At 45.2% G+C, this 19,616-nt stretch carries 18 protein-coding genes; 11 read left to right on the top strand and 7 right to left on the bottom strand.

Annotation, left to right across the window (positions count from 1 at the left end):
- Nucleotides 1-12 precede the first annotated feature (12 nt).
- The 3 genes from OV592_RS16835 to OV592_RS16825 form a co-directional block, all read right to left on the bottom strand.
- Complete coding sequence (locus OV592_RS16835) at nucleotides 13-1,674, bottom strand: AMP-binding protein (protein ID WP_406609379.1); 1,662 nt, start codon at nucleotides 1,672-1,674, stop codon at nucleotides 13-15.
- A gap of 334 nt (nucleotides 1,675-2,008) precedes the next feature.
- On the bottom strand, nucleotides 2,009-2,167 hold the full coding sequence (locus OV592_RS16830; RefSeq protein WP_016400405.1) for a hypothetical protein: 159 nt from the start codon (nucleotides 2,165-2,167) through the stop codon (nucleotides 2,009-2,011).
- Between the two features lie 206 nt (nucleotides 2,168-2,373).
- Nucleotides 2,374-3,252 carry a LysR family transcriptional regulator gene (locus tag OV592_RS16825; protein ID WP_406609378.1) on the bottom strand — a complete coding sequence of 293 codons (879 nt, stop codon included), beginning with the start codon at nucleotides 3,250-3,252 and terminating at the stop codon, nucleotides 2,374-2,376.
- Nucleotides 3,253-3,365: 113 nt separating this feature from the next.
- Between OV592_RS16825 and OV592_RS16820 the strand changes: the two genes are divergently transcribed.
- On the top strand, nucleotides 3,366-4,079 hold the full coding sequence (locus tag OV592_RS16820) for a substrate-binding periplasmic protein (protein WP_406609377.1): 714 nt from the start codon (nucleotides 3,366-3,368) through the stop codon (nucleotides 4,077-4,079).
- A gap of 66 nt (nucleotides 4,080-4,145) precedes the next feature.
- Here the strand turns inward: OV592_RS16820 and OV592_RS16815 are convergent, their stop codons facing one another.
- Together OV592_RS16815 and OV592_RS16810 are read right to left on the bottom strand one after the other, a co-directional pair.
- Nucleotides 4,146-7,298 (bottom strand): efflux RND transporter permease subunit, encoded by a 3,153-nt coding sequence (locus OV592_RS16815; protein ID WP_406609376.1) that lies wholly within the window; start codon nucleotides 7,296-7,298, stop codon nucleotides 4,146-4,148.
- 14 nt (nucleotides 7,299-7,312) lie between these two features.
- Nucleotides 7,313-8,440 carry an efflux RND transporter periplasmic adaptor subunit gene (locus OV592_RS16810; protein WP_406609375.1) on the bottom strand — a complete coding sequence of 376 codons (1,128 nt, stop codon included), beginning with the start codon at nucleotides 8,438-8,440 and terminating at the stop codon, nucleotides 7,313-7,315.
- Between the two features lie 314 nt (nucleotides 8,441-8,754).
- On the opposite strand from OV592_RS16810, the gene OV592_RS16805 reads away from it, so the two are divergent.
- From OV592_RS16805 to OV592_RS16790, 4 genes are all read left to right on the top strand, one after another.
- Nucleotides 8,755-9,090, top strand: coding sequence for a DUF2960 domain-containing protein (locus tag OV592_RS16805; protein ID WP_152780136.1), 336 nt, complete (start codon nucleotides 8,755-8,757; stop codon nucleotides 9,088-9,090).
- 96 nt (nucleotides 9,091-9,186) lie between these two features.
- Nucleotides 9,187-10,011 (top strand): DUF4037 domain-containing protein, encoded by an 825-nt coding sequence (locus OV592_RS16800; RefSeq protein WP_406609374.1) that lies wholly within the window; start codon nucleotides 9,187-9,189, stop codon nucleotides 10,009-10,011.
- A 99-nt stretch (nucleotides 10,012-10,110) separates the two neighbouring features.
- Nucleotides 10,111-11,076: a S1 family peptidase gene (locus tag OV592_RS16795; protein ID WP_406609373.1), complete on the top strand. Its 966-nt coding sequence runs from the start codon at nucleotides 10,111-10,113 to the stop codon at nucleotides 11,074-11,076.
- Between the two features lie 214 nt (nucleotides 11,077-11,290).
- The gene (locus tag OV592_RS16790) at nucleotides 11,291-11,554 is read left to right on the top strand and encodes a hypothetical protein (protein WP_016400397.1); all 264 of its coding nucleotides are present in this window, start codon (nucleotides 11,291-11,293) and stop codon (nucleotides 11,552-11,554) included.
- A gap of 129 nt (nucleotides 11,555-11,683) precedes the next feature.
- Here the strand turns inward: OV592_RS16790 and OV592_RS16785 are convergent, their stop codons facing one another.
- On the bottom strand, nucleotides 11,684-12,499 hold the full coding sequence (locus OV592_RS16785; protein ID WP_406609372.1) for a class I SAM-dependent methyltransferase: 816 nt from the start codon (nucleotides 12,497-12,499) through the stop codon (nucleotides 11,684-11,686).
- Between the two features lie 276 nt (nucleotides 12,500-12,775).
- Here OV592_RS16785 and OV592_RS16780 point away from each other — a divergent pair, with 276 nt between their 5' ends.
- The 6 genes from OV592_RS16780 (at nucleotide 12,776) to OV592_RS16755 (ending at nucleotide 18,504) form a co-directional block, all read left to right on the top strand.
- On the top strand, nucleotides 12,776-13,687 hold the full coding sequence (locus OV592_RS16780; protein ID WP_406609371.1) for an AAA family ATPase: 912 nt from the start codon (nucleotides 12,776-12,778) through the stop codon (nucleotides 13,685-13,687).
- A 2-nt stretch (nucleotides 13,688-13,689) separates the two neighbouring features.
- Nucleotides 13,690-14,667: a DUF58 domain-containing protein gene (locus tag OV592_RS16775; RefSeq protein WP_406609370.1), complete on the top strand. Its 978-nt coding sequence runs from the start codon at nucleotides 13,690-13,692 to the stop codon at nucleotides 14,665-14,667.
- The gene (locus OV592_RS16770) at nucleotides 14,660-16,549 is read left to right on the top strand and encodes a transglutaminaseTgpA domain-containing protein (RefSeq protein WP_406611441.1); all 1,890 of its coding nucleotides are present in this window, start codon (nucleotides 14,660-14,662) and stop codon (nucleotides 16,547-16,549) included. The genes OV592_RS16775 and OV592_RS16770 overlap by 8 nt, the downstream gene beginning before the upstream one ends.
- Nucleotides 16,550-16,789: 240 nt before the next feature.
- Nucleotides 16,790-17,407, top strand: coding sequence for a hypothetical protein (locus OV592_RS16765; protein WP_406609369.1), 618 nt, complete (start codon nucleotides 16,790-16,792; stop codon nucleotides 17,405-17,407).
- Nucleotides 17,408-17,489: 82 nt separating this feature from the next.
- Entirely contained in the window at nucleotides 17,490-18,053 is a 564-nt protein-coding gene (locus OV592_RS16760) for a DUF4136 domain-containing protein (RefSeq protein ID WP_406609368.1), read from the top strand.
- Nucleotides 18,054-18,102: 49 nt separating this feature from the next.
- Nucleotides 18,103-18,504, top strand: coding sequence for a MerR family transcriptional regulator (locus tag OV592_RS16755; RefSeq protein ID WP_221076216.1), 402 nt, complete (start codon nucleotides 18,103-18,105; stop codon nucleotides 18,502-18,504).
- Here the strand turns inward: OV592_RS16755 and OV592_RS16750 are convergent.
- Nucleotides 18,501-19,439, bottom strand: coding sequence for an aldo/keto reductase (locus OV592_RS16750; RefSeq protein WP_406609367.1), 939 nt, complete (start codon nucleotides 19,437-19,439; stop codon nucleotides 18,501-18,503). The two genes, OV592_RS16755 and OV592_RS16750, sit on opposite strands and share 4 nt — an antisense overlap.
- Between the last annotated feature and the right edge of the window lie 177 nt (nucleotides 19,440-19,616).

The following is a 19,616-nucleotide window of genomic DNA, read 5'->3' as shown; positions in this document are numbered from 1 at the left end:
GCGCCCTTTTTGTTAGCGTAACTCGCGACGCAAAATCTTACCTACATTGGTTTTAGGTAGCTCTTCACGGTAAACAATGTCTTTTGGCATTTTGTAACCGGTAAGGTGTTTGCGGCAGTGCTTTTTAATTTCTTCTCGGCCAACCCGCGCATTACATACCACAAACAAGCGAATGCGTTCGCCACTCACATCGTCTGGAACGCCAACTGCTGCAGCCTCAACAATGGATGGATGTAGCGTTGCAACTTCTTCAATCTCGCTAGGAAAGACGTTAAAGCCAGACACCAAAATCATGTCTTTTTTACGGTCTTCAATAAAGAAGTAGCCTTGTTCGTCCATGCGACCTATATCGCCAGACTTAATCCACCCATCTTTGGTGATAACGTTGGCGGTTTCTTCAGGTTGTTTCCAGTAGCCCTGCATAACTTGCGGGCCTTTTATTTGTAGCTCACCGACACCACCCACATCCAGCTCGTTACCTTCTTCATCTACCACTCGAATTTGGGTGCTAGGCATCGGTACCCCAATAGAGGGGATAAAGGCTTGTTGTTGGTGGGTTCCTGCAGCCACAACTGGCGAACATTCGGTAAGCCCATAACCTTCAATAATTGGCATTTGGGTAAGCTCTTGCCATTGCTCGGCAATGTGCTTTTGGGTAGCCATGCCACCGGCAATGGTGAAACGTGCTTTCGAAAAATCTAGCTGCCTAAAGCCAGCATGATTAAGCAAACCATTAAACAGCGTGTTTAAGCCAAAAATCATCGTGAACGGGTACTTGCGAAGATCGTTTACAAAGCTATTAAGATCACGTGGATTAGTAATTAATAAGTTTTTGCCACCAATATACAAGATGAACATCATGCTCACTGTGTTGGCGAAGATGTGGTAAAGCGGTAGGGGCGTTACCGCGTGTTCTTGGTCTAATAAGGTGCGTGGGGCAAAGTGATAATAAACCTGAATCACGTTAGCCAGCACATTGCGGTGAGTTAACATTGCCCCTTTCGCCACACCAGTAGTGCCGCCGGTATATTGTAAATAAGCAATATCATCACCGCTAAGCTGGGGCTTTTGATAAGCCATGGTTTTGCCCTGAGTTAAGGCGCGGCGCATTGATATGGCGCCAGGCAGGTTGTACTTAGGCACCATTTTTTTAACGTACTTAACCACAAAGTTAACTAGGGTGCGTTTATGCACGGCTAGTTGGTCGCCGATACTAGTAAGAATTACATGTTTAACTTGGGTATCTTTAATCACTTGCTGCAGGCTATTACCAAAGTTGGTTACGGCCACTATTGCGCTAGCTTCTGAGTCGCAAAGCTGGTGCTTTAATTCACGTGGCGTATACAGCGGATTCACATTGACTACCACTAAGCCTGCTCGCAAGGCGCCATAAAGTGCAATGGGGTATTGCAACACGTTGGGCATCATTAAGGCGATACGCTCGCCAGCTTGCATGCCTAGCTCTTGTTGTAAATAGGCGGCAAAGGCCAGCGATTTTTGGTCTAGCTCTTGATAGGTGAGGCTTTTACCCATATTGATAAAGGCGGTTTGTTTAGGAAATTGTTTACAGCTGTGCTCAAACAATTCCAGCAAATTCTCAAATTGCTCTGTGCTTACTTCTGCGGGCACATCGTCTGGGTAGCTTTTTAACCAAGGTTGGTCTGATGAATTCATATTCTATCCTCACCCATTAGTTAGCACGAAAAGTCCAGTTTGGCGAACCAAGCGGTTTTACCAAGCAGATAATATGCTGTTTGGGGCTTATCTATTTTTGCCCGCAAGATTAGCTGATTGCGATAATAAACCCTAGCGTATTTTTGTGAATCGTTGAGCTAAATCATTAGCCAATTTCGCCAAGTAACCAGTTTTGTGGATAAAATGGCAAGAAGTGTTGGATTTATTTGAAGCTAGCGAAGTTATTGAAGCCTTTAAATGACGGAGAGTGAGTTTGCTAACTAGCAAAGCCTAAACGAACAATGGCAGTGGTGTTTAGGCTTTGCATTAATACTTAGTCATTTTTTTGCTGTGTTTGACTGATGATGTTGTTAGCGAGAGCCTGCACTTCTGCTACTTTTCGTTTTAAATCTTCGGTGGCAAATTTGTTTAAGTTATTGCGTGAAGCTTCTAAAGTGATGCCTATTCCGATCATATCTAAAGTGTCACCCATGAGTATTTCCTCTGCTTGTTGGCTTTAGCGATATTGCTAGTGCGTGCTCGCAGTGTAGATTGAATTGGCGACACTAAAAACTCCCTTAGGGATTGAATTTGTATCTCTTGGTTTGTGAGTGACATATTTCACTACTTGTAGCTTGGTAGGTAAGCTTGTTTAGGGTATAGCAAAATAAACTAATGGATTTTCGAAATAAAATTCTGTTATTTATCTTCCAGTTTACAGAAGTATTGAGTAAAGGCTTGCATAGCGAGGTTTTGGGGGCGTTCTTTTTTCCAGACAACATCGCAGTGCCAGTGCTCTTTGTTCATTCCATTCACCCACAGCTCGCTAAGTTGTTGCTGGGCGAACAGTGGCTCACATAAATAGCGCGGTAAAATCGCCCAGCCTAAACCTGCTTTCACTAGTTCGATAATTTGCTGACTATTGCTGGCGCGAATTAAACGGTGGCTAATAGTTTGAGAACTCGCTAAACCCAACTGATTGAAAAAGTTGAAGCCGATTTGCCTAAGCTGGCGAAGCTCTAGCTCCGAGACTTCTGCTTTCTGTTGGTAGGGCTCAACCTTAATCGCGCAACACAATTCAAACTGATAAGCGCGTGAATAAACCAGCTGAGGGGAGTATTCAAAGGTTCCTAAACTAAAGCCGATATCTACTTCACCTTGTTCTACCCAGTGGTGAATACTTATGGTGTCGCCGCTAAGCACATCAATATCCAGGCTTGGATACTGTTGATTAAGCGCCTTTAGCCCTAAGGCAAATTGCTCATCCATTAGTGATACATCAACCGCTATGCACAGTTTATCGGGTTGTGCTTCAAGTAAGCCTTGGGCTTTTTGCTCAAAGTAATTTAGCTCGCTAAGAACAGATTTGGCATAGCAGTACAGTGAGCTGCCTGCTTCGGTAAGTGTTACTGATTTGGCTGAGCGAGTGAACAAGCTTAATTCTAAGTCAAGCTCTAAGTCGTTTACTAAATGACTAACCGTAGTGCGATGTTTTCCTAACTTGCGGGCCGCTGGGCCAAACCCTCCGCACTCTTTGGTATAAACAAATGCTTCGAGTTGCTCAATCGATAGCGACATAGACCAGCCTTGAAAATCGTTGATTTTGAGTACTATATCTTATTTAGAGTCAGATTGTTTTTGGTGTTATTGTTTACTACTTTTAACTTAAGTAGTGGCAAAAGGAACTGCCAGTGTTACGACTATTCACTTTTATTGTCAGTTGTTTATGGCTTGCATCAGCGCAAGCCGCATGCGAGAAAATTCGCGTGAACGGTGAGCATAATTGGTTTGACGTGTCATACAGAGTTAATGCTCAAGCTCCTTTGCAAGGCTTAGCGGTAGACTTGGCAAATCGAGTTTTTGCCGAGGTAGGCATTGATGTTGAATATCAAGCAATGGTGCCTTGGAAGCGGCAGTTTTTGCAGTTGGAAACGGGTGATTTAGATGTGGTTATTGCTGCTTTCTATAATCAACAGCGCGGTAGTAAGTTTGTATTTAGCGATGCGGTAGGCGTGGAGTACAGCACTGCCTTTATTCATAAAGAGCAAAGTGCTGCTTTTAGTGGCTTAGTAAGCTTAGAGGGCAAGCGTGGTATACAAATGCTGGGCAGTAGCTTTGGTGACCAGTTTGATAGCTATGCCAAGCAAAATCTTACTATTTCTACAATGGATGACCTAGATAGAGCGATTAAGCTGATTGCCTTAAAAAGAGCTGACTATTTGCTATATGCCACCCATGGGGGCAGGCTAAAAATTGCTGATACAGAATATGCCGATGTATTGGTAGATATGCAGCCTAGTATTAGCGAGCAGAACATCTATATGGTGATGTCTAAATCTTCTCCTTGCTTAGAGCATTTAGATGATATTAATCGCGCAATTAGGCGCAACCGGGACAATTTTTAGCGGTTGCCTCACCAATAAAAAAGCAAGCCCTAAGGCTTGCTTTTTAGTGAGGTAAATAGCGAAGGCTTAAACCTCTTCTATTTCTTCTAATTTTGTAGAGCCACCATGGTGTGTTTCGCGGCGACGCTGAATCATCGCGTAAAAACCAGGAATTAAGAAGGTGCCTACTAGTAATACACACAGCAATCCACCCACTAGCGATATTCCCAAAGAGTTTTGGCTAATATGGCCTGCGCCATTCGCTAATACCAGTGGGATCATGCCAAAGATAAACGACCAAGAGGTCATGTTAACCGCTCTAAAGCGCAAGGTGCCTCCGGTTACAGCGGCTTGATTGATGGGCATGTCCTTATCTTCTCGTTGCATACGAGCAAACTCAACAATCAAAATGGCATTTTTGGCGGCCAGGGCAATCAGCAGTACTAAGCCTATTTGCGCATATAAGTTCATTGGCAAACCAGCAATGGCTAACGCAACAAAAGAACCTAAAGTGGCTACGGGCACTACCAGGATAATGGCAAGCGGAATCGTCCAGCTTTCGTATTGTGCCACCATAAACAGGTAGATGAATAGCAGTGCTAAGGCAAAGGCGAATATGGCCATATTACCCGCTTGGATCTCTTGGTAAGCCATGCCTGTCCATTCATATTGGTAACCATTTGGCAGCTCTTCAGCAGCTATTCGTTCCATTGCTGCAATGGCGTCACCAGATGAGTAACCCGGCGCTGGTTGGCCTTGCAGTACTGCGCTGCGGTACAGGTTGTAACGCCAGGCAACGTCGGGGGCAAACTGCTGTTCAATGGTGACCAAGGTACTCAGTGGCACCATGTCGCCGCTCATGCTTCGAACATGAAACTGACCAAGGTTATCTAGGCGGCTACGGTATTCATCCTCTGCCTGCATGGTAACTCGGAAGTTTTTACCATAGAGGGTAAAATCGTTCACATATAACGAGCCAAGGTTAGCTTGTAAAGTTGTAAACAAATCTCCAAGTGGCACGCCTAGCTGTTTGGCTTTGCTGCGGTCGATGTCTACATAAAAATGCGGAACATCGGCTCGGAAAGTACTAAAAGCACTGCCAATTTCTGGCGCTGCATTGGCCTTAATAGTGATGTCTTGCATCACCTGTGCAAGGTCGCTGCGCGAGCGGCCTAAGCCATCTTGCAGCACAAACTCAAAGCCAGAAGCGGTGCCCATGCCAGGAACAGCTGGAGGGCCAAAGGCGAAGATCATTGCATCTTGAATTCGCCCATAGGCTTGTTCATTAATACGCTGGCTAATCGCAAAAGAGCTGTGGTCGCCCGTAAGGTCGTTGCGCTCGTCCCAGTGTTTTAGTTTTACAAACATGGTGGCAGCATTTGACTGAATAGCCCCAGCCAACAAGCCGTAGCCGTTAGCCAAACTCACTGCTTCTACGCCGGGCTCTTCAAGGATAATGTCGTTGAGACGCTGAGAAACTTCTGCTGTGCGACTAAGTGAAGCTGAATCGGGCAGCTGCACGTTAACCAGCAATACGCCTTTGTCTTCTTGCGGAACAAACGCTTTAGACGTGTTGTGGTTCATCCAGGTTACAGCAGCAATGGCTAAGCAGAAGAATACCACTAATGCTGCACTGCGCCTTACTAACATGCCGGCAGCTTGTCCGTAACGGGTGGTGATTGCCACTAAACCGCGGTTAAACAGCGCAAACCAACGCGCTTGTTTTTGCTTACCGCGCTTTAATACTAACGAACAAATCGCCGGTGAAAGGGTTAAGGCGTTGATTGAGGAAATAACCACCGAGATACAAATGGTAATGGCAAATTGACGATACATTACCCCGGTAATTCCTGGCAGCATAGCAACCGGTAAGAACACCGCTAGCAATACCAAGGTGGAGGAAATAATCGGCCCAGTTACTTCGCGCATGGCTTTTAAGGTGGCTTGGCGTGGGGTGAGTTCTGGGTGCGCCGACAGTTTGCTGTCGACGTTTTCAATCACCAGAATCGCGTCATCCACTACAATACCAATAGCCAAAATTAAACCAAATAAGGTAATGGTGTTAATGGTAAAGCCGGTTGCCAACATAATGGCAAAGGTGCCGATCAGCGATACCGGAATAGCCACTACCGGTATTAGCGTTGAACGCCAACTTCCTAAGAATAGGTAGGTAACTAAAATCACCAGCAAAATAGCTTCAATTAAGGTCTTAATTACACCTTTGACCGACTCTTCCACAAATAAGGTGGTGTCGTAGGCAATTTCGTAATCCATTTTCTCTGGCATATTGGCTTTAAGCTGGCCCATTAAAGCCATTACTGCTTCGCCACTTTCTAAAGCGTTAGCGCCAGTTTGCAAGGACAAAATCACTGATACCGAAGGCTGGTCCCTAAATTCGCCAAAGGCGGCATAACCACGTTTGCCTAACTCTACCCGGGCTACGTCTTTCAAATATATTTTTGAGCCATCGGCATTAGCGACTAATAGAATATTTTCAAAGTCTTCTACGGTATCTAAGCGGCCTTTGGTGAGCAGACTAAACTGCACGTCGTTGTTAGCTTGGTAGGGCGGTGCACCAATAGAACCCACAGCCACTTGCACGTTTTGCTCGGCTAAACTGGCGCGAATATCACTGGTAGTTAAGTTAAGGTTGGCAAGTTTTAAAGGATCTAACCAAACTCGCATTGAGTATTCAGCCGAGCTAATTACTCGTACGTCACTAATGCCTTTTACGCGAGCGAGTTGGTCTTCAATGTTTAATGTGACGTAGTTATTTAAGAAGGTATCGTCGTAGTGGCCGTCTGGAGAATAAAAGTTAAGCACCATTAATAGATCTGGTGAACGTTTACGTACGGTTACACCCACTTGGCGCACTTCTGGAGGCAACTTAGATTCAATTTGAGTAACCCGATTTTGCACATTAATTTGTGCCATGTCGGGGTCGGTACCAATATCAAAGGTTACCGTTAGTGAATAAGAGCCGTCGTTAGCGCTTTTGGAGTTCATGTATAACATGTCTTCCACGCCATTCACCGAGCTTTCAATCACTTCGGCGACGGCTTCTTCTACGGTTTCGGCGCTGGCACCAGTGTAGTAAGCGGAAACACTTACCGAAGGCGGGCTAATTTGAGGATATTCGGCCACTGGCAAAACCATTAGGGCAATAGCCCCTGCCAACGACAATAAGATAGAAATTACCAAAGCAAACTTTGGCCTTTGAATAAAAAAGCGACTAAGCATAGTGACTAATTACCTTATCCTTGCTGCTTTTCAACAACTTGTACTGGGTGGCCATGGCGTACACGTTGTAAGCCAGCAGTGATGACCTGCTCGTTACCTTGCAAACCTTTATGTATCACAACGCCTTGCTCTAGCACTGGGCCAATGGTGACATTACGACGCTCTGCCTTGTTGTCTTCGCCCACTAACATGACAAATTCGCCCTCTAAGTCACTTTGTACCGCGCGACGAGGGATCACTGTTGCTTCAACTAATGCGGTGCTGGTAAGGCCTATTTCTACATACTGACCGGGCAAAAGCTGCTGTTGCGGGTTGTCGAACTGAGCACTGATATTGATGGTACCGGTTTGTAAATCGATTCGGTTGTCGATGAAATCTAAACGGCCTTTGTTGGGGTAACTGCGGTTATCGCTAATCACCAAATCAACGATGGTATCGTCGGTTTGTGCGCTTGAGTGAGCGTCTACATGATCAAGCCCCATCGCTAGGCGCTCGCGCTCCGATACACGAAAACTAGCGCGAATTGGATTCAAGCTCACAAGGTTAGTTAACGCGCCGCTAGTCATAGTGATTAAGTCACCTTTACTTACTTCACTTTGGCCAATTCGCCCATCAAAAGGGGCAACAATGCTGGTGTGTTTTAAATCGACTAAACTGGCATTAAGTTCTGCTTCTGCAGCTTCTAACTGAGCTTCGGCAGAGAGCTTTTCCGCGGTTAAGCGATCAAACTCTGAGCGGCTAATATTGTTCTTTGGCAACAAACGTTCGCCACGTTGCCAGTTTATCTCGGCATTTGTTAGTGCTGCCTTAGCTTTTGCTAGTGAGGCTTTGGCTTGAGCTACTGCGGCTTGGTAGCGGGTAGGGTCAATTTCATAAAGCAGTTGTCCGCGTTTTACCATCTGGCCATCTTCAAAATGGCGTTTTACCAAGTAGCCACTTACTTGTGCGCGAATATCAACATCTTGATAAGCCTCAATGCGACCAACAAATTGCTGGGAAGGCGCGTATTGAAGGTTTTGTGCCAATTCAGTATTAACTAAGCTGGCGGGTATCTGGGCGGCAGACTCGGTAGAAGAGTTGCACGCACTGAGCAAAACTAATGCTGCGGCAGTCACAAGCATACGAAGACGGGTGGAAAACATGAAACTATCCTCAAACTATACAATGGTGCGGAACAAGTTGCCGAAAGAGCCGAAAGCTCCCTGCATTGGTATAGTTGGCGGATGCTAACTAGAACGCGATCCTTGCGAAACGCCTTTCTGACGCCTTTATTTTTAGTAATTACTAAAAATAAATAGGGGCTAAATATACACCCATATTTGCCAAAGGTAGTCTCAGTAATACCGAATCTAAGCTTCGGGATTTATCCGCAGTCTTGATGTTTGCTTGATGCTTTATCGGGTGAGTGAAGAATAAAGCAGCTTGTTAGTGTTTGATTTCTCTATAAAAGCTATTTATGAAATGGATAAAGCACAGCATTGGGCTTGGCTTTACGCTATTATCTAGCCAAATTTTAGAGCGCGTAGAGGGCATGATGGCACGCCAAGTGACATACAAATATAAACGTCAAACCAAGGTCATAAATTTTTCTTTTGATAAATATCATGATGTACATGAAGCAGTAGCGGCAGCTGAAGGTGTTGATATTTCTTCATTTTTAGCTATGGAGAAACAGTTAGCTATGTCTACTAGAGACAAGGCTACCTTGAAAGAATACCGAGCAAAAGAGTTCCAGCGTTTGGGCTTTAGCGATATTCGCTTCTTAAAAGACGAAGAAAAAGAAGCCAAATAGTGATTTAGTGCTTGAAAGCGCTTTTCTATAAAGTGCCCCTATATTTAACAGGTTTTTTTATTAAGCTAGCCTGATAAACAACAGGGAATGTTAAATATGTCTGAATCTATCCACTTCTTAGCGCTAGTTGATGAGCTATCAGCGCTTGCTCAAGTTGACGCAATTTTACTTGCGGGCTCAAGAGCTAGCGGCCTTTCTGATAGCTATTCTGACTACGATGTATATGTCTATTTAAACGCCCCCTTGGCGGCTGAAGCACGTCAAAAGATAGTGGCAAAGCATTGTCAGTATCTTGAGTTGAATAATCAGTTTTGGGAAACTGAAGATGATGGTGTATTGCTCGACGGAATAGAGATTGAACTCATCTATCGAGACTTTTCCTTCTTGGAAAATGAGCTGCATTACTTAGTGGAGCGCCATCAAGCCAAGGTGGGTTATAGTTCCTGCTTTTGGGCAAACTTGCTGGATTCAAAAATCCTTTACGATGCTAACGGTGAAGCCAAGCGTTTACAACAACGTTTTGATGTGGCTTATCCCAGCGCACTGCAACAAGCAATCGTAAATAAAAATGCGCCTTTACTTATGCAGCAAATGCCCGCTTACTACTTTCAATTAGCCAAGGCCTTAAAGCGCCAAGACCGAGTTAGCTTAAATCACCGTTGTGCAGAGTTTTTAGCCAGCTATTTCGACATTCTGTTTGCTATTAATGTGCTGCCGCACCCTGGAGAGAAGCGCATGCTTGAGTTCGCTGAACTGCACTGCAATATTTGTCCAGACCAGCTAGCTGAAAACGTAGAACGTTTGCTGGCTGAGGTGGGGCAAGCAGCAGACAGTTTATTAGATACAGTAAGTTTGCTGACCGAAACCTTGCAGCAGGTGGTAACGACTCAAACATCCTTAAGCTGGCCTACTAAGTCCTAGCAGATAAAAGATAAGCTACATTGATCTATCTCTATTGATTTAAATAATATTTAATGTGAAGGTAGCGCTAATCATAGTAGTAAAAACAAGGATGTATTGATGCTAATAAGCCGTAAAGCCGCAGGTGGTTTACTCGCGCTAACTCTATTCTCAGGCGCTTCTTTTGCAAGCTCCGATTTAGCCGTTCCCTATGTCGTAGGGGGAGAAGACGCCCCTAAAGGTGCTTATCCGTGGATGGCTCAACTTAAAGCGGGTAGCAGCCACTGTGGTGCTGTGTTAATTAACGAGCAATGGCTGTTAAGTGCTGCGCATTGTACTTTCGATCAATATGAAGAAGGGCAGCATACCCAAGCTGAAGATATCATCGCTTTTATTGGCGAAGATGAATTCAATTATTCTTATGATGACGGTTTGCCGATGGCAGAGGTATGCCAACATCCAGATTACGTTGATTTTGATAACACTGATGAAGGCAAGATTATTGGAGACTATGATCTAGTGTTGATACGTTTAGCTGACGCTACTTCTATTACGCCAATAACGATTAATCAAAGTGCTATTTTTGACCAATACTCACCGGGTTTTGGCGTGCGAGTAATAGGTTACGGCCGAGTAAACAATGATGCTGATAACCCCGAGTATCTTGATGAGCTTCAACAAGCCGATCTCTCTTTAACATCGGCCTCAGAATGTAGCCAGTTTTATGGCGCGGAGTGGTTAAGCGACCAAATGTTTTGTGCGGATAGTGATATAGCCGCCTCATGTTCTGGCGACAGTGGTGGTCCATTGTTTATTGATGAGGGCACCCAATACAAGCTGGCAGGCATTGTTAGCTGGGGAACACGCAGTTGTGCTAATGCGCCTGGGGTTTACGCAGATGTTGGCAAATTGTCAGGCTGGATTAACCAAGTAATCCTAGCCAGCGAAGCAGAGCGAGCAGACCCAAGTTTGTGCTCTCAACTAGCTGCGGTTCCTCGGCCTAGCTCTGGTGGTGGAGGGGCTGCTGGCGGTCTAGGTTTAATTGCTTTGCTGGTGTTACGCCGCTTTAGAAAAGCTAAAAATTAGATTTTTCAATTAGTTAATTAACGGAACAATTCTTCCGTAAAATTGTTTGAAAAATCCTCATGCATCGGCGGGCGTTTTCTGGTAGATTACGCCCGCATTTTTATATGCCACTAACAAGCTGTCTCATGGAGTGCTGTTAAACAGTTGAGAACGTCCACCCCAAGGATTGGGCCAGCAATTTGGACGAACATTTTTGCTTGTTAATGAGAATTTTATGCAAAGTATTTTTGCCGATATCGTTGGACTACTTGGTACTGCCTTAGTGGTAGGTTCGTTTTTTCTTTTACAGTTAGAGCGTTTAAACCCCAAGCAACTTGCCTACAACCTAATGAACTTAAGCGGTGCGATTTTACTGCTAATTAGTTTGTGCATTAATTTTAACCTAGCTAGCTTTGTTATTGAGCTATTCTGGATTGGTGCATCAGTGGTAGGTATTGTTAAGTACTTCAAACGAGAGCCTGCTGTCGCTCAAGCATAGTTTAAAATGACTTCGCGATAATTTAAGAGCTATTGCCTTTATTCGATGGTGATAGTTCTTAATAAACGATTGAAACTTTGTTTTTCCCTCCTGTAACTTACTCTGATACTTCCCGTTCAATTTGGCTAACTAAGCGCTGGCATATAAGCAACGAAAAGTGGCCTCTATGTGATAGCTGCCATCGAGGTTCTCAAATGGCGACAAGGCCTTACGATGCGCTTTGTCTAACGCATGATGACTAGTATTTTCAATGGCTTTTGCTGCAACTCCAGATGACGCTAAGCCGCGCAAGGCTGTTTCTAAATCAGCGTATTGCCAGGGGGACTCAACGTCGAAAATGTCTATAGGTTTTAGCCCAGATTCAAGGGCAAATTCACGCAATAAGGTTTTGTTGGATAGGGCAAAAGGCCCCGGAGCGCCTTTGGGAGGTGCTGGTAACAATGGTTTTAATGCTGCCACTAAAGAGGCCGCTTGCATTCCTTCTGGTTCACCCCAAGTCATAATTATTACTTTGGCGCCAGGCTTGGCAACGCGTTTGGCTTCGCTCAAGGCTGCAACAGGATCCCCCGCATATTGAAATGAGTTAAAGCCGGTAATACAAGAAAAACTGCCATCTTTAAATGGCAGCGTTTCTATATCAGACACATGAAACGATCCTTTTGGAGATCGCTGCTCGGCGATTTCTATTAAGGCTTGTGAAGCATCAACTCCATGCACAGTAGCACCTTGCTCACAGGCCAAAGCGGCGGCCATGCCAGAGCCACATCCAACGTCCAAGTAGTAGCTGGTCTCGTTGATGGCCAGTTTATCAAATGCTGCTAGATATACCGGGCGACAGGTTTGCTCTTGAATATTGGCCCAGTCTTGAGATGACAATCCCCATAAGCGCCCATTAGCCTTACCCGTTGTTGCGTGTTGGTGAGTATTCATCTCAAACTCCGCCATTTAACCTGCTTAGACTTTAGTCTAGTACGCTAGTCTTACAGTTAAACAAGGCAATAACGACAGTGGCTTGTGCAGCATTATCTTTACAGTTAAGGCTTTGGGTGGTTTGGCTGACTATGCCTTAGAGGGAAGTAGATAGTGGGCTTTCGGGCATCAATATTAGGTGAACTCCTCACAACAAATTTTCGACAAGAGCGATAAGTTTGACGACTTTGCCTGCACAAATGAGCAAAAGCTTTGTATGCTAGAGCGACTAAAAATAGGGCCTTTACTTATATGAATCAAATACATCCTCAATTAGCGCCAATTTGTGATTACCTTGAGCAACAATTGCTTGGCAAACCCAAAGCAGTGCGTTTGGCTTTGAGCTGTTTATTGGCCTCTGGCCATTTGCTGATTGAAGATCTGCCGGGTGCTGGGAAAACCAGTTTAGCTAAATGGCTTGCTGCTGGTTTTGGCTTAAGTTTTCAGCGAATTCAATTTACTAGCGATTTATTGCCTGCTGATATTATCGGTGTGTCGGTATTTGAACCGCCTACTCAGCAGTTTAAGTTTCATCCTGGGCCTATTTTTCACCATCTAGTTTTGGCTGATGAACTTAATCGCGCCAGCCCTCGCACCCAAAGTGCTTTGCTCGAAGCCATGGAAGAGCAACAAGTGAGTACCGACGGTGAGAGCTATCCTTTAAAAGCGCCGTTCTTTGTTATCGCCACCCAAAACCCGCGCGAACAACTTGGTACCTTTGACTTACCCGAGTCTCAGTTAGATCGCTTTGCCATGCGTTTAAGCATTGGCTTTCCTGATCTAGATTCAGAAATGGCAATGCTTAAACGAGGCAATCACCCTCCACAATCTTTAGCAGCGCTTTCGGTAGAGCAACTGTTGGAGTTGCAACAGCAAGTGAACGCACTGCATTGCAGTGATGCTTTGTTAGATTATTTATTGCGTTTGGTGCACTGCAGCCGAGTGCTGGAAGGGGCTAGTCCTTTGTCGCCGCGTTGCAGCTTAACCTTACTTGCTTGCGCCAAGGCGTGGGCATTTGTTCATCATAAGCAGCACGTTTCTCCAGAGGATGTGCAAGCGGTGTTTAGTGCGGTGAGTGCTCACCGTTTAGGGCGAGGAGATAGCGGTGAAGCCTATGCCAAACAAATATTGGCCGAAGTAGACCCCTATAGTGATTTGACTTAGGCATGAGACTCAAATTGCTAAAAGCGTTTAAACAGTGGAAGGGCGTGCGCAGCGAGGCTTGGTTAGCTAAACGCGTGCCTAGCAGTAGTAGTTTACGTTTAACTCGAAAAAATCTGTTTATTCTGCCCACTCGCTTTGGTTGGGTTTTTTTAGTCGCCTTAGTGGTGATGTTGATGATGGGCAGCAATTATCAAAATAACTTAATTATTGCCTTGGGCCTATGGTTGTTGGCGCTTTGGTTAGTGTGCTTGGTGTTATGCCATCAAAACATGTCGGGAAATACCGTGAGTTTATTGCAGCGGCCAGAAGGGCAATGTGACAAGCCGCTGCGTTTATTACTTAACATAGTTAACAACAAACAGCCCCAAGCCTTAGCTGCAGAAATAAAGAACTGGCCCAGTAAGCAAGCCTATCAACAACTCGATGGTCAGTTGGCGTTAGATCTAGAAGTACAGCAACGTGGGCGTCAACTACTGCCTCGAATAAGTCTCTCTAGTATCTTTCCACTAGGTTTATTTAGATGTTGGACGGTGGCTGATTTTAATTGTGAATTGCTGGCTTATCCTGCACCGCTGGCCGGTTTTGCTTGCCCTTCTCAAGAATGGGTAGAAGCCCATGATGTTGAGCGTGCGGCTAGTGATAGCCAGTTGCAAAGTGAATTTTCGGGCCTTAAGGCTTATCGTAGCGGCGAGCGAAAAAGCTTATTGGCTTGGAAGCAGTTTGCTGCGGGGCGTGGTTTACAGACTAAGGCATTTACTGGCAACCCTAGTATTGATTTACACCTTAGTGATCGCAGGCACAGCGGTTTGAATTATGAACAAACTCTTTCGGTATTGGCTTTTTGGTTGCGCCAGTTGGCGCAGCAACAACAGAGTTTTAGCTTACAAGTTGGTGCAAAGCAACTGGCCAGCGGTAGCGGTCAAACGCAACTAAAAGTGGGTTTAAGATTACTTGCAGAGGCGCCGAGCAGTGATGAATAGTCTCAACAGTTCGCATATTCGCATGTCGTTGTTGTGTTATTCGGCAACAGCCTTGTTATTGCTACAACAAGTGCCATGGCTGCTAGTGCTTGTAGGCTTGGCTGCGGGGTGGTGGCGCTTGCGGGTGATGCAAGGCTTAGCCACTTTACCTAAACCACGCTGGGTAAAGCTAAGCTTAGTGCTACTTATTGCGCTGGTGCTGTGGTTGGCGCGCTCCTTTGAGTTGTTTGATAAGCTGGTGAGCCTAGTAATGCTCGGCTACAGCTTAAAGTATATTGAGCTGCATAAGCGGCGTGATGTGGAAATGTTTAGTCTTACTGGCTTATTTTTGGTGGCATTTTCATTGGTTTTTTCAAGCCAGCCTTTAGCTGTTTTGTTGGCAGCGCTAGTGGCATTTTTACACTTGCTACTCTTGCTTAGCTTAGATGTGAAAATAAGCTTTAACTGGGCTAAGCGATTAGGATTATGGTTATTGGCAATTGCTCCCTTAGCTATCGCGCTATTTATTGTTGCTCCACGCTTAGCGCCTTTGTGGAAAATGCCTACCCCGAGCAGCGCGCAAACCGGTTTGTCTGATGTGGTTCGCCCTGGCGATATCAGCCAATTGATTCGCTCAGATAAGTTAGTGTTTCGGGCGGAGTTTAGTCGCGCGCCAGAACCCGATGAGCTGTATTGGCGAGCCATGGTCTTAGACGAATTTGATGGTGAGCAATGGACCCGCAGCCAGATAGCTCAACAGAAACAAGCTCCCGATAGCTCAAGTGCTATTAACCAGTATCAACTCTTGTTAGAACCCGCCGGCCAAGCGTGGTTAGCCACCTTAAACCCTAGCCAAGTTCGTGGTGGTGGCGCTAACTACGTGACCGATGGTAGCTGGCAGCGCGAAGGCGAGAGCTTTCCACGACAAATTCTAAATTTTAGTCAATTAGAGCCGCCTACCAGCAGCACAGTTCCACCTGCTTATTTGCACTTTCTCACCCGTTTACCGCAAAACATTACACCCAAAGTTAGCGAGCTTAGTGAGCACTTGGGGTCCGGCTTAAGCCCTCGAGCACCTGATTACCCAAAGCAAGTGATGACACGCGTGCAGCAGTGGTTCTTAAGTCAGCAGTTTAGTTATACCCTCAGTCCGCCGGCTTACCCTGGGCTGTTAGGCGTCGAGCGTTTTTTATTAGATCAGCAAAGCGGCTTTTGTGTTCATTATGCGCAAAGTGTGGTGATATTGGCGCGTTTACAAGGGATACCCGCTCGCATGGTTACCGGCTTTTTAGGTGGAGAGTGGGAGCAACAAGACAGCTTACTGGCTGTGCGTAACTACGATGCTCATGCTTGGATGGAGTATTGGGATGGCCAAGGCTGGGTGCGGCTTGATCCCACTGCCTGGATCGCCCCTGACCGGGTGGAAAATAATCTACAGCAAAGCCAAGCTACCGCTCAGCAGTGGCAAAGCATTAGCGGTTGGGGCCAAAAGATTTGGTACACCCAAGGCTTTAACCAACTGCGCTTATGGCTTGCCCAAGCCGATTATTGGTGGGCTAAGTGGGTACTTAACTTTGACCACAAACGTCAGTTAAGTCTGTTTTCTCAATTGCTGGCTTGGCTGCCGGGCAGCTCCTTAATAATGTTAACCGCCGGGATGATTTTGCTGGGTTTACTTGCCACTGTTTTACTTATGGCTAAACCTTGGCAATGGCGTCTGCCCAATAAACAAGTTGTCTCGCTTAAATGGCAGTGTTGGCTATTGGCAAGGCGGGGAGTTGTTCGGGCTAAAGGGGAAAGCTTTAGTCACTTCTTAAAGCGTGTAGAGCAGCAAGCTCCGCAGCGAGCATTGGCGTTAGACCGCGCTATTAATAACTATAATCAAAAGCGCTATCTACCTTAGGCTCCAATTTAGCTATAAACGAGCTACTCGTTGTGGTGGCTCGCTTAAGTTTTTGATTCCTTTCTATCACTCAGTTTCTCGCTAATCATTTGTGTTTATTCACTAGTTCTTTTCAACAAATACAGTGAGTTTCCTTAATTAAGGCTAATTTATTTGTCAATTTGTGTGAGCTAACCAGATTATTAGCATCGCTGCTCGTAAAGTGAGCGACACTAAAAGCTCAGGCAAAAGGAGATGATAATGGATTGGATTGAGTGGTTTGGTTACTTGGCGTCGGTGGTGGTGGCCATTTCGTTAACCATGAGTTCGATTGTAAAGCTGCGCTGGTTAAACATGGTTGGGGCGGCGCTGTTTTCTACTTACGGGTTTATTATTGGTGCTATGCCAGTGGCTTTGTTAAACCTATTTATTGTATTTGCTAACGTCTATTACTTGCAGGGTATTTACCGTAGCAAGGACCAGTTTAAACTAGTGGTAGTGGAAGCTAGCAGCCCATTGCTTGGTTTTTGGATTGAGCATTATCAATCTGATATCGAGAAGTATTTTCCGCAATTTTCGACAGATAGTTTGCTTGGGCAGGGCTGTTACATGCTAATGCGTAATAGTGAACCTGCAGGTATATTGGTGGGCAAACAGCAATTGTATGAGTTTGAAATAAAGCTCGACTACGTTTTCCCCGCTTATCGCGACTTTAAAACCGGCGATTACCTTTACCATAGCTCTGGTTTTTTTGAGGCCTTAGGTGTTAAGCAGCTAATTAGCTATACGGCGGTAGCGAGTCACCAGCAGTATTTAGTTAAAATGGGCTTCAAAGCTTCGGCGGATAACGCTGCTCTATATCAATATAAACTTAGCTAGCATTACGGCAGCAGAACAGCGCAACATGCTGTTAATTTTATGCTAGGGTGAGTTTTTTGATTTGCCTTTAGGTAACTGTAATATGCGTTTGAAATTGCTGCCATTTTTATTTCTGCCTTTGTTGTTTGCTTGTGTATCTGCTGAGCAAACTCGTGCTCCTGAAACACGTTCAACCACGGTGGTAACTGGGGACACCGAGTATTTGGAAAGCTCGAGTGGCCGATATGCTTGGCACCCAAGTTTAGGCCAAGCCCATCTCAATAAAGCTGAAAACGAAGACTTACTAATATCTGAGCTACGTAAAAGCATTAGCAAAGCGATGGCTGAAAAAGGTTATACGCAAGTCTCCTTACAGCAGCAACCCGACTTTTTAATTGGCGTGGGCGCAGCGCTTGAATCTCAAATGAGTGACCAGCAAATATTAGAACGCGCTGGTATGATGGCGGGGATGTCTAGTGATTCAATAGATCCGGAGCTCTACCAAAAAGGCTCAATTATGGTGGCGCTATTTCAAGCAGAAGATACTGGCCCATTTTGGCGGGTATTAGGCCAAGGTATGGCACCTACCGACATTCCACTTAGCGAACGAAAGTTGCGTATCGAATCAGCCATTGAGCGTTTGCTGCAATATCTACCTCAGCGATGAGTCGCTTTGGCAAATAGTTGACTAAGTTAGTGACTTAAGGACAAAAGCGATGGCCGAGAATACACCAAGTAGTTTTAGCGTAAAGCAAGCAGCAGAATTAGCAGGCATAAGCAGCGACACTTTGCGGTTTTACGAGAAAAAGGGGCTGCTGTTTACGGTTAATCGCTCACCTAGTGGCCATCGTCGTTTTAGTTCGCAAAACATAGAATGGCTGCGTTTTATTGTTTGTTTGAAGTCTACCGGTATGTCGCTTGATGCGATTAAGCAATATCGCGATATGCTGGACGAAGGCCCTAGCACCGAGCAACAGCGTTTGCAGTTGTTGCTCGATCATAAACAACAAACCGAACAACAAATAGCCTGCCTAAATCGAAATTTAGAACACGTACAGCGGAAAATAGAGCACTACCAAACCGGTAGCGAATTAAGCATTAAACTTAAGTCGCTTTAAACCGATTCAATCAAGGCGATGTCTTGTTTATCGAGGTTAAGGCTAGCGCCTTTTATTACCCCATCAGCTTGCTCAGGGCTACGCATGCCAACAATGGCGCCGGTAATTGCCGGGTGTTTTAAGGTCCATGCAATTGCAACTTCTGCTGCCGATACTTGATGTTTTTCTGCAACTTGCTGCAGGGCAGCAACTATTTTTAAGTTATGACTTAGCTTTGGTTCGTTGAAGTCATCGGCTTTTTTGCGCCAATCATCACCACCCATTGCAGCGATCCGTTCAGCGGTCACTTTCCCAGTAAGTAAGCCAGATCCCATTGGTGAGTAACAAATCACCCCGGCATTGTGTTGCTGGCAATAGGGCAGTAACTCAGTTTCACACTCCCGGTTTATTAGGCTATATGGTGGCTGCATACTGTTAATAGGGGCTATTTTTTGTAGGCTTTGCATCTGTTCGATGGAGTGATTAGAAACGCCTAAATATCGAATCTTCCCCTGCTGTTTTAACTCAAGCATGGCTTGCCAAGCTTCTTCAATGTCCTCGGCTGGGTTAGGCCAGTGAATTTGGTATAAATCGATGGTTTCTACTTGCAGACGTTTTAGGCTGTTTTCTACTTCCTGTTTAACGCTGGCTGCTTTAAGACACGGCTCAATATTATTTTGTGCATCCCAGTTAAAGCCACATTTGCTAAAGATAAGTGGTTTTTCACTCAAGCTTTTAATGGCTTTACCTACTACTTCTTCGCTGTGCCCAAGCCCATAAACGGGCGCAGTATCTATCCAATTAATGCCTAATGACAAGGCGTGTTGAATGGTAGCAATGGAGTCTTCATCTTGCTGAGCTCCCCAGCCCCACTGCCACTTTCCACCCATTGCCCAAGCGCCTAAACCAATACGAGAGATATCTAAATTGCTGTTGCCCAAACGTGCCAATTCCATGTTGACTCCTCAAAAGCCTGGTTGATTACTATGTAAACAAATAACTTAGGCGTGAGTGTAAATCTTGGAGTTAACTCCAAGTCAAGTGCTAATACTGAGTCGGTGAAATATCGCTTTGACTAGTGATATTTCAACACATTCGGCTAGGATTAAATTAAGCCCTAAACTTATTGAAAA

This window comes from Agarivorans sp. JK6, assembly GCF_045277145.1.
In the GTDB taxonomy this organism is placed as follows: domain Bacteria; phylum Pseudomonadota; class Gammaproteobacteria; order Enterobacterales; family Celerinatantimonadaceae; genus Agarivorans; species Agarivorans albus.
The sequence above is the reverse complement of the archived record's forward strand: the minus strand, read 5'-3'. Positions and strand labels throughout refer to the sequence as shown.